This window comes from Achromobacter sp. MUI-25009338 (assembly GCF_057359325.1).
Genome location: NZ_CM170627.1, coordinates 3,752,258 through 3,765,957, shown reverse-complemented (window position 1 = coordinate 3,765,957; position 13,700 = coordinate 3,752,258). Strand labels below are relative to the sequence as shown.

Sequence of the window (13,700 nt, the reverse complement as noted above, 5' to 3'; positions counted from 1 at the left end):
CATCATGCAAGCATTTACCAATCACGAAGGCCTGGTGGCTCCGCTCGACCGCGAAAACGTCGACACGGACCTCATCATCCCCAAGCAGTTCCTCAAGTCCATCAAGCGCTCCGGCTTTGGCCCGAACCTGTTCGACGAACTGCGCTACCTGGACCACGGCGAACCGGGCATGGACAACAGCAAGCGTCCGCTGAATCCGGATTTCGTGCTGAACCAGCCGCGCTACCAGGGCGCGTCGGTGCTGCTGACGCGCAAGAACTTCGGCTGCGGCTCGAGCCGCGAGCATGCGCCCTGGGCGCTGACGCAATACGGCTTTCGCGCCATCATCGCGCCGTCGTATGCCGACATTTTCTTCAACAACAGCTTCAAGAACGGCCTGCTGCCCATCGTGCTGTCCGAGCTGGAAGTCGCGCGCCTGTTCGACGAAGTCAAGGCCTTCGCCGGCTACAAGCTGCGCATCGACCTGGAGCGCCAGGTCGTGGTGGCGGCCGACGGCCGTGAAATGGGCTTCGAGATCGAACCCTTCCGCAAGTACTGCCTGCTCAACGGCTTCGACGACATCGGCCTGACCCTGCGCCAGTCCGACAAGATCCGCGCTTTCGAGGCCGAGCGCCTGGCGCGCCATCCGTGGCTGGAAAGCCGCCCCATCGCCTGACGCACCGCTTATTCCGACCACAGGATAGTTTTCGTATGACTCACAATATCGCAGTCCTGCCGGGTGACGGCATCGGCCCGGAAATCGTCGAACAGGCCGTGCGCGTCCTGAAGGCGCTGGACATTCCCCTCGACATCAAGGAAGCGCCCGTGGGCGGCGCGGCGTTCGACGCGTTCGAGCATCCGCTGCCGCCGGCCACGCTCAAGCTGGCCCAGGAATCGCACGCCGTGCTGTTCGGCGCCGTCGGCGACTGGAAGTACGACAGCCTGCCGCGCGAATTCCGCCCGGAACAGGCCATTCTGGGCCTGCGCAAGGCGCTCGGCCTGTTCGCCAACCTGCGCCCGGCCATCCTGTATCCCGAGCTGGCCAGCGCGTCCTCGCTCAAGCCCGAGATCGTGTCCGGCCTGGACATCCTGATCATCCGCGAACTGACCGGCGACATCTACTTCGGCACGCCGCGCGGCGTGCGCGCCTCGCCCGACGGCACCTTCGCCGGCGAGCGCGAGGGCTACGACACCATGCGCTATGCCGAATCTGAAGTGCGCCGCATCGCGCGCATCGGCTTCGAATCGGCCCGCAAGCGCAACAAGAAGCTGTGCAGCGTGGACAAGGCCAACGTGCTGGAGACCTCGCAGTTCTGGCGCGACATCGTGATCGAGGTGGCCCGCGACTATCCCGACGTGGAGCTGTCGCACATGTACGTCGACAACGCCGCCATGCAGCTGGTGCGCAGCCCGCGCCAGTTCGACGTCATCGTCACCGGCAACCTGTTCGGCGACATCCTGTCGGACGAGGCGGCCATGCTGACCGGCTCGATCGGCATGCTGCCCTCGGCCTCGCTCAACGCCGGCGGCCAGGGCCTGTACGAACCCAGCCACGGCTCGGCCCCGGACATCGCCGGGCAGGGCGTGGCCAATCCGCTGGCCACCATTCTGTCGGCCGCCATGCTGCTGCGCTACTCGCTGAACCTGGCGCCCCAGGCCGACCGGATCGAGGCCGCGGTGCGCCGCGTGCTGGCCGACGGGCTGCGCACCGCCGACATCTTCGAGGCGGGCACGACCAAGGTCGGCACCGCCCAGATGGGCGACGCGGTGCTCAAAGCCCTGGGCTGAGCCGCCTGACGGGCTCGGCGAGAGGCCGTCCAGGTGGCGGCCTCTTGCATTTCGGGGCTTTCCGGCGTGGCCGGGACGCCGCGAAAACCGTCCCGGCCCATTGCGGCCCCAATTTTTTATAGCTGCGCCGCAACATCTCCCCGTGCATTCTGATAAATTGTTGAATTGCACGGCTTTTTTCCCGGACCCTGTCTTCACCTTTATATAGAGCGATTGAAATGAATCAAGCAGTAGGCCTTGTCGGCTGGCGCGGTATGGTCGGCTCGGTGCTCATGCAACGCATGCGCGACGAGAACGACTTCGCACTGATCGAGCCGGTTTTCTTTTCCACCAGCAACGCTGGCGGCGCTGCGCCCACTTGGGCCGACGGCGCGGGCCCGCTGCAGGACGCCTACGACATTGACGCTCTGAAAAAACTGCCGATCATCGTGACGGCGCAAGGCGGCGACTACACGTCCGAGATCTATCCCAAGCTGCGCGGCGCCGGCTGGAACGGCATCTGGATCGACGCGGCCAGCACGCTGCGCATGGCCGACGACGCCATCATCGTGCTGGACCCGGTCAACCGCCCGGTCATCGACGCGGCGCTCAAGCGCGGCGTGCGCAACTTCGTCGGCGGCAACTGCACGGTCAGCTGCATGCTGATGGGCCTGGCCGGCCTGTTCAACAACGACCTGGTCGAATGGATGACGACCATGACGTACCAGGCCGCCTCGGGCGGCGGCGCGCAGCACATGCGCGAGCTGCTGACCCAGTTCGGCGAAATCAACCAGGCGGTCAAGCCGCTGCTGGACGATCCCGCCTCGGCCATCCTCGAAATCGACCGCGGCGTGCTGGCCAAGCAGAAGGACCCGGCGCTGCCCCAGGAGCATTTCGGCGTGCCGCTGGGCGGCAACCTGATCCCCTGGATCGACAAGGACCTGGGCAACGGCATGTCCAAGGAAGAATGGAAGGGCGAGGTCGAGACCAACAAGATCCTCGGCCGCGGTGCCGCCTTCGGCACGCCCGCCACCCCGATCGACGGCCTGTGCGTGCGCATCGGCGCCATGCGCTGCCATAGCCAGGCGCTGACCATCAAGCTCAAGCGCGACCTGCCGATCGACGAGATCGAAGCGCTGATCGCGCAAGGCACGCAATGGGCCAAGGTGGTGCCGAACACCAAGGAAGCGACCGTCGCGGCGCTGACGCCGGTGGCCGTCACCGGCACGCTCGACATCCCCGTGGGCCGTCTGCGCAAGTTGTCGATGGGCTCGCAATATCTCGGCGCGTTCACGGTCGGCGACCAGCTGCTGTGGGGCGCCGCCGAGCCGCTGCGCCGCATGCTGCGCATCGCGCTGGCCGAGGCCTGAGGCCGGTCTGGCGGCGCGTCGCGCCGCCTGTACGCGCCGTCAGCGCGAACAAGGGCACCTGCGGGTGCCCTTGCCGTTTTACGCGGGGTCCGGCCGCATGCGCGGGACCGGCGCGCCAGCAAATCCCGGCGGGCCTTTCAGGTTTGTGAAATGCGCTCGATCCATTACACTTTTCCGATGAATTGATGCCGATTCCGGCCATGTTCGGCATGGATCGGCGCCAGCCCGTCATTCGACTACAAGAACGGAATTCCAGCTTATGACCCAGCGTTCGCGCCAAGTGAAGCATGCCCGCCGTTTGAAAGCCTTGCAGTGGGCGATCGCGTTGGCGATCGGTTCAAGCGTGTGCGGCTCGGCTGCGGCCATGCGCGTGGGGCATTCGCGGGTGGTTTCGGTGCCGGGCGCGCCGCTGCAGGCGATGGTGGGATTGCAGGACCTGACGCCCGATGAAGTGTCGTCGCTGAAGGTCTCGGTGGCCGACGAGGCGGCGTGGCAGCGCGCCGGCCTGAAGCCGCCGGTTCCGCTGGCCAGCATGGTGGTGCGCGTCGAAGACGGCATGGACCCCACGCGCAAGAATCTGCGCGTGCGCGCTTCGCAGCCACCGGCCAGCGGCGCGGTGGACCTGCTGCTGGACATCAGTTCCAGCTCCGGCCAGCGCCAGGTGCAGGTCAGCATCCTGGTGCCGCTGCGCGGCACCACCGCCGAGGTCACGCCGGCCGCGGTCGGCACGCCGTCGCGCGCGGCCGGCGGCCGTTCGGTCAACGTCAAGTCGGGCGACAACCTGTTCGGCATCGCCCAGCGCAACGCGGTGCCCAACGCCTCGGTCTACCAGATGCTGGTGGCCCTGTGGCGCGCCAATCCGCAAGCCTTCATCCAGAACAACATGAACCTGGTGCGCGCCGGCGAGAAGCTGACGATCCCGGACGCCGCCACCGTGCGCGCCGTGGACCCGGCCGAGGCGCGCCGCATTTTCAACGAACACGCGGAAGCCTTCGCCAAATACCGCTCGCGCATTGGCGCGGCCTCGGCCGCGAACCCCGCCGTGGTCCGCGGGCAGGGCGGCGCCTCCGGCAGCGTCGCAGCGCCGGCGGAAACCGGCGTCGCCACCGCCACGCCGCCGCAGGACCGCGTGCGCCTGTCCGCCGGACGCGCCGAGGACAGCGCGGCCGCCCAGGCCGAAGCGCAGGCCGATGCGCGGACCTCCCAGCAGCGCGCCATGGCCGACGTGCAGGGACGGGTGGACCAGCTGCAGAGCAACGTCGACGATTTGAACAAGGCGCTCGAACAGCAGCGCGCGGGCGCGGCGGGGGCAACAGGTACGCCGGGCGCCGCGGGCACGCCGGGGGCAGCGGGTACGCCGGGGGCAGCGGGCACGCCGGGGGCAGCGGGCACGCCGGGGGCTGCGGGCACGCCGGGGGCTGCAGGTACGCCGGGCGCTGCAGGCACGCCGGGTGCAACAGGCACGCCGGGTGCAACAGGTACGCCGGGTGCAACAGGTACACCGGGTGCTGCGGGTACGCCTGGCGAAGCGGGTACGCCCGGCGCAGCAGGTGCATCGGGCGCTGCAGGCGCACCGGGTGCTGCAGGCACGCCAGGAGCAACCGGCACGCCGGGCGCAGCAGGCACGCCGGGCGCAACTGGCACGCCGGGCGCAACTGGCACGCCGGGCACAGCAGGTACGCCGGGCACAGCAGGTACGCCGGGTGCTGTAGGTACGCCGGGCGCAGCAGGCACGCCGGGCACAGCGGGCACGCCGGGCGCAGCGGGCACGCCGGGCGCAACTGGCACGCCGGGTGCAGCAGGCACGCCGGGTGCAGCAGGCGCGCCGGGCGCAACAGGCGCGCCGGGTGCTGCAGGCACGCCGGGCCCCGCGGCCGCGCCCGGCGCCGTCCAGGCGGACAAGCCCGCCGGCACGCCGCCCATAAAGCAGGAGAACTCGTCGGGCATGCCTTCGTGGCTGGCCGACAATCTGCTCGTCATCGTCACCGCCGTGCTGGCGCTGATTGCCTTCGCCATTGCCTGGCTGCTGCGCCGGGCGGGCGCCCGGCGCGAGGACGACGACGAGGAGACCTACGCCTATAACGAGCCGGTGCTGGATACGGCAGCACTGAACCGCAAGCTCGACAGCATCAATCTCGACCTGGACGAACCGCCCACGGACGAACCGCGCCGTGTCGGCGGTCCACGGGTTTGATACATGTCTAGAGTTGCATTGGGGCTGGCGTACGACGGCTCCGCCTGGCAGGGTTGGCAGACGCAGCCGCATCGGCAGACGGTGCAGGATACGCTGGAGGCCGCGCTGGGACGTTTTTGCGGGATCGAGGAACCGGTGCCGACGATTTGCGCGGGCCGCACGGACACCGGCGTGCATGGCGCCATGCAGGTGGTCCACCTGGACACGGCGCTGGACCGTCGCATGGAATCCTGGGTCAGGGGCGTCAACGCGTTTCTGCCGCCCAGCATTTCGGTGCAGTGGGCGCAGCAGGTATCGGATGAATTCCACGCCCGGTTTTCGGCCAGCGCGCGGACCTACGTCTATCTGCTGTGGCGCGGCCGGGTGCGTCCGGCGCTGTGGGCAGGGCGCGCGGGCTGGTGCTTCCAGCCGCTGGACGTGGACGCGATGCGCGCGGCGGCGAGCGCCTTGCTGGGCGAGCACGATTTCTCCAGCTTCCGTTCTTCGCAATGCCAGGCCAGGCATCCGGTGCGCCACCTGCAGCGGCTCGACATCGAAGAGCGCGGGCCGTTCCTGGTGTTCACCTTGAAGGCGAACGCCTTCCTGCATCACATGGTGCGCAATATCATGGGAGCGTTGCTGCAGGTCGGGCAGGGCAGGGAGACGGTCGACTGGATGGCGCAGCTGCTGTCGTGGCGCGACCGCAAGCGCGGCGCGCCGACGTTCGCGCCGGACGGCCTGTACCTCTCGGCCATCGATTATCCCGAAGCGTTCGGGCTGCAGGAACTCGACGGCGGGTCGCAGTTGCTGTCGCCGTTTACTCAAACCTATTAGGAAAGCCGCCGGCGACGGCGACGCCTTTTCCTGCCCGATGGAGGCCTTTTGCCATGCGACGCCGCGCGTTTTTGAAGCAGACCGCCCTGGGAGCCGCCGCCGGCGGCGCGGCCGTGGCGGCTCCGGTTTTCGCGCAGGAAGCTCCGGCCGTCGCATGGAGGCTGGCCTCCAGCTTTCCCGATGAATCGCCGACGATGTCGGCGGGCGCCGAAGACGTGGCGCGCTATGTCTCCGAAGTGACGGACGGGCGTTTCACCATCGAGATCTATCCGGCCGGCGATCTGGTGCAGCCGGGCCAGATACTCGAGGCCGTGCAGTATCGCGTCGTCGATTGCGGCCATACGGCCTCGACCCGCTATTTCGACACGGACCCGGCGCTGAGCTTCGACGCCGGCGTGCCGTTCGGCCTGAACACGCGGCAGATGCACGCGTGGATGCTCCAGGGCGAGGGCCTGGCGCTGACGCGCGTGCTGTTCGACAAGTACAACATCCTGAACTTTCCCTGTGGCTACACCGGCGCCCAGATGGGCGGCTGGTTCCGCCCGGAAATCAAGACCGTGGACGACTTGCGCGGGCTGAAGGTCAAAGCCGGCGGATTCGCCCGCGCGGTGCTTGCCCGCATGGGCGCGATTCCCGTCGCGGTGCCGGTGGCGGAAACCTATGCCGCGCTGGAGCAGGGCGTGGTGGACGCGGTCGCCTGGATCGGCCCCTACGACGACGAGAGCCTGGCGCTCTATAAGGTCGCCAGGAACTACTATTTTCCCGGCTGGTGGGCCGGCACGCTGCAGTTGTCGCTGTACGTCAACCAGGACGCCTACGACGAGCTGCCCAAGCCGTACCAGTCCGCGCTGGCGCTGGCCTGCAGCATGGCCACGGGCAACATGATCGCCAAGTACGACGCCGGCAATCCACAGGCGCTGCGCCGCCTGGTCTCGCGCGGGGCCCAATTGAAGGCGTTTCCCAGGCCGCTGCTGCAGGCCGGCTACGAAGCGTCGCTCGCCGTCTATAAAGAAATCAGCGCCAAGAACCCCATGTTCAAGAAACTCTACGAAAGCATGACGGCGTTTCGCGACATGGAGGCGCCGTGGTTCCGCCTGGCCGAAGGCAGCTTCGACAACCTCATGACGACTCTGGCTCAGCCGGGCTCCTAGCGTGCCGGCCGCGCCCGGCGGATATACTGAATCAACCCGTCGCGCATGCGACGAAGCCACTGAAGAATTCCATGCGCACACGCATCAAGATCTGCGGATTGACCCGCGAAGAAGACATCGACGCCGCCGTCGCGGCCGGCGTCGACGCCATCGGCTTTGTCTTCTACCCCAAGAGCAAACGCTGCCTCACGCCCACGCGCGCCGCGCAGTTGCGGCGCATGGTGCCGGCCTTTGTCGATGTCGTGGCCCTGTTCGTCAATCCCGCGCAAAGCGAGGTCGAGGCCGTGCTCGACCAGGTCGGGCCGGAACTGCTGCAGTTCCACGGCGACGAAACGCCGCAGGATTGCGCCCACTACGGCCGCCGCTTCCTGCGCGCGTTCCGCGCCGGCGCGCCGGGCCTGGAAACCGCGGAAAACCTGGCGTCCACCTGCCGCGCCTACGGCGAGGCCGCGGGCTGGCTGTTCGACAGCTACAGCGCGGGCTACGGCGGCAGCGGCCACGGCTTCGACTACGCCTTGCTCGACGAAGTGAGGGCCGATCCGATCTCGCGCCCGCTGATCCTGTCGGGCGGATTGAACGCCGAAAACGTGGGCCAGGCGGTGCGCTCGCTGCGGCCTTGGGGCGTGGATGTGAGCAGCGGAGTCGAGGTCGAGCAAGGAATAAAAAGTTCTGATAGAATCTCGTTCTTCGTTGCCGCGGTGCAAGCCGCGGACGCGATACTGAAGAGTGAAGCAGTGCTGATGAATAAGCCGCACTGAGTAGTGTGAAGTTGTGCTGGGAATGTCGCCAAGCTGGTTTTCCCGGACGCAATGAAAAATGCAAAAAATCTTCCAAGACGATTTGCATAGTTCAAAAAAGCACTATATAATTCTTCTTCTTTGCAGGCGGTTAGCTCAGCTGGTTAGAGCGCCACGTTGACATCGTGGAGGTCGTTGGTTCGATTCCAATACCGCCTACCAAATTCCTGCAAAGTGCTGTGAAGCACGGCAAAGAGAAAGCCGCTAGATCATTGATTTAGCGGCTTTTTTCTTTTGTTCCTGTGAAGTGTTGCCAAGTGCCGCCAATAGATTTTAGGGGCACGTTTGGGGGCATAGAATATCAGGGTAAGGGTATAGGTTTTTTCGCCTTGGCCAGCTGCTCATCCAGGTAATCGGACCACCACTGCATCAGCTCGCGGCGTTCGTCTAGATACTGCGCGTGGTTGTAGGCCCGGCGCACCTTGTTCTTGTCCTTATGGGCGAGCTGAGCTTCGATTGCTTTTTCCCGGAAGCGTCCCGATTCATTCAAGATGGTGCTGGCCAGGCCGCGGAAGCCGTGGCCGGTCTGCTGTTCCCCGTAGCCGAGGATTTCCAAAGCCCGGTTGATCGTCTCCCCGCTCATGGGGACAGAATCGGGGCGGCGAATCCCGGGAAACATCAATTCGTGGCGACCGGAATACACCTGCAACTCATCAAGGAGCGCCAGAACCTGGCGCGACAGCGGCACCAGGTGGGGCGGTCCGCTCAGCTTCTGCAGGCGCGTACCCTTCATCCGCTCGGGCGGCACCGTCCACAGGGCGCCTGCGCGATCCCACTCCGTCCATACGGTCCAGCGGAGTTCGTTCGTCCGAACGAAGGTGCGCATCATTATCTTGATCGCAATGCGCGTTTCGGGCCGGCCGTGGTAGCCCTCCACGCGCTGTAGCAGCTCCGGAAGGTCGTCCTGCTGAACATGCGGGTGATGCTCGACCGGCGGCCTTGCTGCAAGGAATTGCTCCAGTCCGTAGGTGACGTCCGCGTGCACGCGCCCAGTGCCGACAGCGTATCGAAATACCATGCCGATGCTGCTCAGCACGCGGGCGGCCATTTCCAGGGCGCCACGGCGCTCGACCCGTCGGACTGCGTCGAGCACCATCTTTCCTGAGACCTCGGTGACGGGCAGCTTGCCGAAGTGGGGAAAGGCGTCCCTCCTGAGCGCAGATGTCATGCGGTCGAGGTAGGCCCGGCTCCAGTGCTCGGCGCGCGTGCCTAGCCATTCCTGCGCGATTGCTTCGAATGTGTCAGCGGCCGTCCTCGCGGCGGTGGCGCGCGCCAGCTCACGTTGCACGGCAGGGTCCAGGCCGGCGTCCAGGAGGGCCTGAGCCGCAGCGCGCTGCTCGCGCGCCTTGGCCAGGGGCATGTCGGGATATTCTCCGAACGTCACGGAAGTCTCTTTCTTCGTGCCCGGCCGTCGGTACTTCATGCGCCAGAACTTGGAGCCGGACTTCGCCGTTTCCAGATATAGGCCGCCACCGTCGAATAAGCGGTTTCCGCCGGTGGGCTTGTACTTAGCCTGACGGCATTTCGCATCGGTGAGGGGGACTACTTGGCGAGGCATACGGCTACTGCTCCTGGTTGTTGTCGGTTTGGGCTTCGGCGGCGTTGTATCCGTCCGGGTCCTGCAGCCAGGCCAGAATGTCCTTGCCGCGCCATGCAGTGAAATGCCGGCTGCCCGTCGCCGGCTTCGGCGCGGTGCCCTTGCTGATCTTGTAACGCCAGCCTTCGCGGGTGTAGGGGATGCGCGGCTCCAGGTCGCGCCAGCGATAGAGGCCGTCCGGGTAAATCGCCTGGGCCGGGGTACGGCCGCCGCGTGCGGCGGCTCGGGATTGCGTCGTTGTTTGACCCATTTCTCTATTCCTTGCTATCGTGCGGCGCGACGGTGCGCTGAAATTCCACCACCCACACCCAGGGGTTGGCCGCCCACGCCGCGGCGCCGTTGATCTGCTCCCACAGCGCGCGGAACATGGCGCGCGGCAGCGATTCGCCGGCCGGCACGGTCATGAGCACATCCGCTGCGGAGGGGTTCAGGCCGACGCCCTCGGCCAGCGCGTCAAAGTGGTTGATGGCCTGCAGCCGCTCCACTCGGACCCGGACAATGTCCAGTGCCAGCCGACAGGCCCAGCGTGGCATGTGAATACCGGGGCGCAGCTTGCCGGGTGCGGTGATCGTGGGCGGTGTGTCGAAACCGCGCCACGCACCGGTGCGGGTGCCGTCTGCCTCAAATTGGGTCGGTGCCCACGGCATGTTGTATCCGGCGTCCAGCGCCTTCTCGCCTACGTCGTTAGGTGATAGACGGTCAAGACTGGCGGCGAAGCGGAACGCCTCACGCACCCAAAGCCGGTCCCCGGGCTGGCCGTAGGGGCAGCGCACCGGCCGCTCATGGGGCATGTTTCGGTAGACCATGTAGGCCACGCCGTCGGCAACGCGCGCGCACAACCACCCGTCCGGATCGTTCTCAGGGCGGGAGAAGTACTCCAGTCCATTGGTCCGCCGCGTCTGCGTCTTGTCGCCGGCCAGCACGGCGCGCACCATGGCGCCGTTGAACAGGATGGGGCGCTCGCGCGGCACCGACGCACGGCGCGTTTGATCCATTAATGGTGCATTGTTCGCCATATTGCTGTTTTTTTGCATCATTCCTTGGGTCAGGGAGGTGCGGGCGGACACCCCGCTGGAGCCGGTGCCCGGCATGGATTTATTCATAAACGGCACCTCCGTCCGTGTGCGCATTGCCGGTTTCGGCCAGGCGGCAAACGCACTGCTGGCGCGGCATGGGGGCCGGCGCGGCACGCGGCGTTGCCGGTTTGTCTGCCGGTTGCGCGGACAGGGCGACGCGAAAAATTTCGCCGACTCGCGAGCCCAACAGGTCGAACGCCGCGCAGTACCACTCGTCCCAGCTTTCATCATCTTCAGGCGTCAGGGCAGCGCAGTAATGGATTGCCGCCAAAACGCGGCTGCGCAAGTCGTCCATATCCGAGGCATCGCGCGCCGCCTCGCTGGACTGGGGCGCGGCATGACGGAATAGCTCATGGACTGTGAGCCCGAGGCGGCGCGCTTCGTCAGCGCGGGCTTTGTGGGACGTGAGTTCCGAACCCAGATGCGGATTCGGGATTTCCCACGCAACCGCCTCCCCGGCTACAGGGGCGCTTGCCTGTGATACCGCCCGTCGGCATTCATCCATGCACTTGGCCCATCCTTCGGCGTAGCCATCCTCAAACAGTACCGGCGACTGCCCCTTAGAAGCGGGCATAGTCGGCCACTGGATCGAGTTGGCGACAGGGGCGTTTACCACCCGCGGCGCGGCGTCCACCGCGCCGTGGGCGAGTGTGCCGGCCTGGCGCAGATCGGCGTCCAGCCGATCGATGAGGTGAAGGGCCGTGCGCAGGTCCTGCCGACCGACGCGGCAGGTATTCGGGTTCTCGCCGGCAACGGGTGCGGCAAACGACGCCTCGCGCAGGCGCGCGATAGTGGTGTGAAAGCTCATGCTGCGAGTTCCCTCCAGGTGACAACGTTGCTTGCGGCATGGGTCAGGTGCGGCTGGGTGGCTGCGGCGCGCGCCGCGATAATGCGCATTGCCAGGTCGAAGCGCACCGGCGGGCGGACGACCGGCCGGTAGGGCGGCGGCGTGACGCCGGCGCGCCGGACATCCAGGAAACGCAGCAGGAACGGATACAGCGCCTCGGGCGACGACGCCGGCGCCGTCCAGCCCATGCGCTCCGCGATCATTTCGGCCATCTGGTGGATGGTTGTGGACCGCGTCAGCGGCGCGCCGAGCAGGCGCAGCTGCTCAATGGCCATCCGGCGCGCTGTCTGCATTTCGCTGGAGTGGTAGCGAATGGTGCTCATGCGGCCTCCTTGAGCTTCGTCGGCCCGGCATGCCCTTGATCGATCCAGCAAACGGTGAATGCTTCGGACGGCGCGGCCGGCGCCGCCTTCAGCGTGCCCAGCAGCAGGATGGTGTCGAAGTTGCGCTCGTCGGCCAGGGCGTCGACCAGGCCGAGCGCGTCGCCGCGGCCCGGCAGATCCAGGACGTCAAAGCGGTCCAGGATCAGGCAGCGCAGGCCCGATATCTCGGCCAGCGCGGCGCCCAGCAGCGCATCCACGCGCCAGCGCTCGGATTCCGACAGCAGGCGGTAGGGCCGGCCGCCCCAGGTGATGCCCATGTCGCCGCCGATGGCGGGCGCGCGCCAGCCCGCCAGGTCGGCCAGGTCGGCCAGCTTGGCATTGAACGGTTGCAGGGCTTCGGCCAGGATCTCGCCCGGGATGCCGTCGGGCGACAGCGCGTCGCCGATTGCCAGCCAGGCCATCACCTCGGCGTGGTAGCCTGCGGCGCTGGTGGTGCGCTCCGCGGCGCTGGTTGCGGCCTGCTTGGCGTTCAGCAGCGCCTGCACGCGGTCGTCGATCGCCTTGCGCTCGGCGCGCAGCGCGGTGACCTTGGCGCGGGCGGCTTCCACGTCCGCCGGTTGTATCGCCTCGGGCGCGACCTCGTCCTGCAGTTGGGCAGCTGCCGCTTCGGCCGCGGCGATATCTCGGCGGTCGTTCTCGACGCTGCGCGCCATCAGGTCGCGGGCCTCGATGGCCTTGGGCAGGGCGGCGGTGGCTTCGGTATCGCCGGCGGCGCCGATTTTGCCGTACTGGCGCTCATAGGTCGCCAGCACCGACTTTATGTCCAGGCCAATGCCGAACGCCACGTTCTTGGAGGCCTCGGATTTCCAGAGCTGGGAAAGGCAGAGCGCCAGATCGTGGACCAATCCCACGCGCGGCCCAGTACCGGCCTTGGCCTGCAACGCTTCGACGTGGGCGGCCGCCTTTTCATGCTCGTACAGGTCGAACTCCAGTTTCTGGCGCAGCGTAGGCAGCTTTGCGGCCAGGGCCTGGCGGGCTGCTTGCTGGTGCTGGCTGTTTGCGTAGGCGGTCGCCTTTTGCTCAAGGGCGCCCAGGGCCTTCGTATGCTGTTCCAGCTTGGCATCGACGCCGGCCAGCGTCGCGCGCTCGCCCACCAGGGCCGCTGCGTCGAACGGCGGGGTTTCGGCGGACCAGCCTTCGGCCTTCTGGCTTCCCCACTGTTCGCCGGTCGCGGCCTTCCATGCGCCCTTGGCCTGGGTGGCCTCCTGCTTGGCGTGCTCCGCGCCGGCGGCGAAGCCGCTGCGCAGGATCGGCTTGATCTGCGTCACCAGTGCGGCGTCGCAGCCGCGCGCCAGCAGGCGTCGTTCGATATCGTCGGGCTTGACCTTCACGCCCGTCAGGCTGAACAGCAGGGTGCGGCGGTCGTCCGGCTTGGCCGCGGCGAAGCGATCGGGCGCGAGGACGAAAGGCAGGGCGGGAGACTGCGGCACCAACGCCTCGCCAGATTGGGTGCCCTTGGGCAGGCTGATGCCCACGGTGCCGTCGCCCAGCTCCAGGGTTACGGCGCTGAGTTTCGTTCCTTCGGTAACCAGGGCACCGAACTCCTTCTTGAGGCCGACGCGCTCGGGCGCGCCCAGAAAGGCCAGGCGCACGGCCTCGGCGATGCTGGACTTGCCGGCGCCGTTCGGGCCGGCGAGGAACGCCACCGGCGTGCGCAGATCCAGGTCCACGGCGCGCGCGCCCTGGAAGTTCTCGATGATGATGCGGTTGATTCGCATGGTGACTC

The 13,700-nt window shown here is 67.1% G+C and carries 13 protein-coding genes and 1 tRNA gene; 8 read left to right on the top strand and 6 right to left on the bottom strand.

The window, feature by feature from the left end; genetic code table 11:
- Positions 1-4 precede the first annotated feature (4 nt).
- The 8 genes from leuD to AC1IQ6_RS17995 all read left to right on the top strand — a co-directional run bounded on the left by leuD (position 5) and on the right by AC1IQ6_RS17995 (position 8,233).
- Positions 5-655, top strand: coding sequence for a 3-isopropylmalate dehydratase small subunit (leuD, locus tag AC1IQ6_RS18030; protein WP_102771671.1), 651 nt, complete (start codon positions 5-7; stop codon positions 653-655).
- A 35-nt stretch (positions 656-690) separates the two neighbouring features.
- Positions 691-1,767, top strand: a complete 1,077-nt coding sequence (gene leuB, locus AC1IQ6_RS18025; RefSeq protein WP_111825506.1) for a 3-isopropylmalate dehydrogenase — start codon at positions 691-693, stop codon at positions 1,765-1,767.
- 218 nt (positions 1,768-1,985) lie between these two features.
- Positions 1,986-3,116, top strand: a complete 1,131-nt coding sequence (asd, locus tag AC1IQ6_RS18020; protein WP_102771669.1) for an aspartate-semialdehyde dehydrogenase — start codon at positions 1,986-1,988, stop codon at positions 3,114-3,116.
- 259 nt (positions 3,117-3,375) lie between these two features.
- A complete protein-coding gene (locus tag AC1IQ6_RS18015) occupies positions 3,376-5,310 on the top strand; it encodes a type IV pilus assembly protein FimV (RefSeq protein WP_485865103.1) in 1,935 nt (644 codons plus the stop codon).
- A gap of 3 nt (positions 5,311-5,313) precedes the next feature.
- The gene (truA, locus tag AC1IQ6_RS18010; protein ID WP_479730098.1) at positions 5,314-6,123 is read left to right on the top strand and encodes a tRNA pseudouridine(38-40) synthase TruA; all 810 of its coding nucleotides are present in this window, start codon (positions 5,314-5,316) and stop codon (positions 6,121-6,123) included.
- Positions 6,124-6,176: 53 nt separating this feature from the next.
- Positions 6,177-7,274: a TRAP transporter substrate-binding protein gene (locus tag AC1IQ6_RS18005; RefSeq protein WP_111825503.1), complete on the top strand. Its 1,098-nt coding sequence runs from the start codon at positions 6,177-6,179 to the stop codon at positions 7,272-7,274.
- A gap of 71 nt (positions 7,275-7,345) precedes the next feature.
- On the top strand, positions 7,346-8,032 hold the full coding sequence (locus AC1IQ6_RS18000; protein WP_111825502.1) for a phosphoribosylanthranilate isomerase: 687 nt from the start codon (positions 7,346-7,348) through the stop codon (positions 8,030-8,032).
- Between the two features lie 124 nt (positions 8,033-8,156).
- A tRNA-Val gene (locus AC1IQ6_RS17995) sits at positions 8,157-8,233 on the top strand.
- Between the two features lie 139 nt (positions 8,234-8,372).
- Here AC1IQ6_RS17995 and AC1IQ6_RS17990 read toward each other — a convergent pair.
- Genes AC1IQ6_RS17990 through AC1IQ6_RS17965 form a run of 6 tightly spaced genes read right to left on the bottom strand, consistent with a single transcriptional unit; the run spans position 8,373 to position 13,692 of the window.
- The gene (locus AC1IQ6_RS17990; protein ID WP_485865102.1) at positions 8,373-9,629 is read right to left on the bottom strand and encodes a tyrosine-type recombinase/integrase; all 1,257 of its coding nucleotides are present in this window, start codon (positions 9,627-9,629) and stop codon (positions 8,373-8,375) included.
- A 4-nt stretch (positions 9,630-9,633) separates the two neighbouring features.
- Positions 9,634-9,918, bottom strand: coding sequence for a hypothetical protein (locus AC1IQ6_RS17985; RefSeq protein ID WP_485865101.1), 285 nt, complete (start codon positions 9,916-9,918; stop codon positions 9,634-9,636).
- Positions 9,919-9,922: 4 nt separating this feature from the next.
- Positions 9,923-10,771 (bottom strand): hypothetical protein, encoded by an 849-nt coding sequence (locus AC1IQ6_RS17980; RefSeq protein ID WP_485865100.1) that lies wholly within the window; start codon positions 10,769-10,771, stop codon positions 9,923-9,925.
- The gene (locus AC1IQ6_RS17975) at positions 10,764-11,552 is read right to left on the bottom strand and encodes a hypothetical protein (RefSeq protein WP_485865099.1); all 789 of its coding nucleotides are present in this window, start codon (positions 11,550-11,552) and stop codon (positions 10,764-10,766) included. The genes AC1IQ6_RS17980 and AC1IQ6_RS17975 overlap by 8 nt, the downstream gene beginning before the upstream one ends.
- Positions 11,549-11,914: a hypothetical protein gene (locus AC1IQ6_RS17970; RefSeq protein WP_485865098.1), complete on the bottom strand. Its 366-nt coding sequence runs from the start codon at positions 11,912-11,914 to the stop codon at positions 11,549-11,551. The genes AC1IQ6_RS17975 and AC1IQ6_RS17970 overlap by 4 nt, the downstream gene beginning before the upstream one ends.
- Positions 11,911-13,692: an AAA family ATPase gene (locus tag AC1IQ6_RS17965; protein WP_485865097.1), complete on the bottom strand. Its 1,782-nt coding sequence runs from the start codon at positions 13,690-13,692 to the stop codon at positions 11,911-11,913. Before AC1IQ6_RS17965 ends, AC1IQ6_RS17970 begins: the two co-directional genes overlap by 4 nt.
- Positions 13,693-13,700: the final 8 nt, after the last annotated feature.

Excerpts from the sequence above, each read along its gene's own strand:
- leuD (WP_102771671.1), top strand. The coding sequence starts at position 5 with ATGCAAGCATTTACCAATCACGAAGGCCTGGTGGCTCCGCTCGACCGC.
- leuB (WP_111825506.1), top strand. The coding sequence starts at position 691 with ATGACTCACAATATCGCAGTCCTGCCGGGTGACGGCATCGGCCCGGAA.
- asd (WP_102771669.1), top strand. The coding sequence starts at position 1,986 with ATGAATCAAGCAGTAGGCCTTGTCGGCTGGCGCGGTATGGTCGGCTCG.
- AC1IQ6_RS18015 (WP_485865103.1), top strand. The coding sequence starts at position 3,376 with ATGACCCAGCGTTCGCGCCAAGTGAAGCATGCCCGCCGTTTGAAAGCC.
- truA (WP_479730098.1), top strand. The coding sequence starts at position 5,314 with ATGTCTAGAGTTGCATTGGGGCTGGCGTACGACGGCTCCGCCTGGCAG.
- AC1IQ6_RS18005 (WP_111825503.1), top strand. The coding sequence starts at position 6,177 with ATGCGACGCCGCGCGTTTTTGAAGCAGACCGCCCTGGGAGCCGCCGCC.
- AC1IQ6_RS18000 (WP_111825502.1), top strand. The coding sequence starts at position 7,346 with ATGCGCACACGCATCAAGATCTGCGGATTGACCCGCGAAGAAGACATC.
- AC1IQ6_RS17990 (WP_485865102.1), bottom strand. The coding sequence starts at position 9,629 with ATGCCTCGCCAAGTAGTCCCCCTCACCGATGCGAAATGCCGTCAGGCT.
- AC1IQ6_RS17985 (WP_485865101.1), bottom strand. The coding sequence starts at position 9,918 with ATGGGTCAAACAACGACGCAATCCCGAGCCGCCGCACGCGGCGGCCGT.
- AC1IQ6_RS17980 (WP_485865100.1), bottom strand. The coding sequence starts at position 10,771 with ATGAATAAATCCATGCCGGGCACCGGCTCCAGCGGGGTGTCCGCCCGC.
- AC1IQ6_RS17975 (WP_485865099.1), bottom strand. The coding sequence starts at position 11,552 with ATGAGCTTTCACACCACTATCGCGCGCCTGCGCGAGGCGTCGTTTGCC.
- AC1IQ6_RS17970 (WP_485865098.1), bottom strand. The coding sequence starts at position 11,914 with ATGAGCACCATTCGCTACCACTCCAGCGAAATGCAGACAGCGCGCCGG.
- AC1IQ6_RS17965 (WP_485865097.1), bottom strand. The coding sequence starts at position 13,692 with ATGCGAATCAACCGCATCATCATCGAGAACTTCCAGGGCGCGCGCGCC.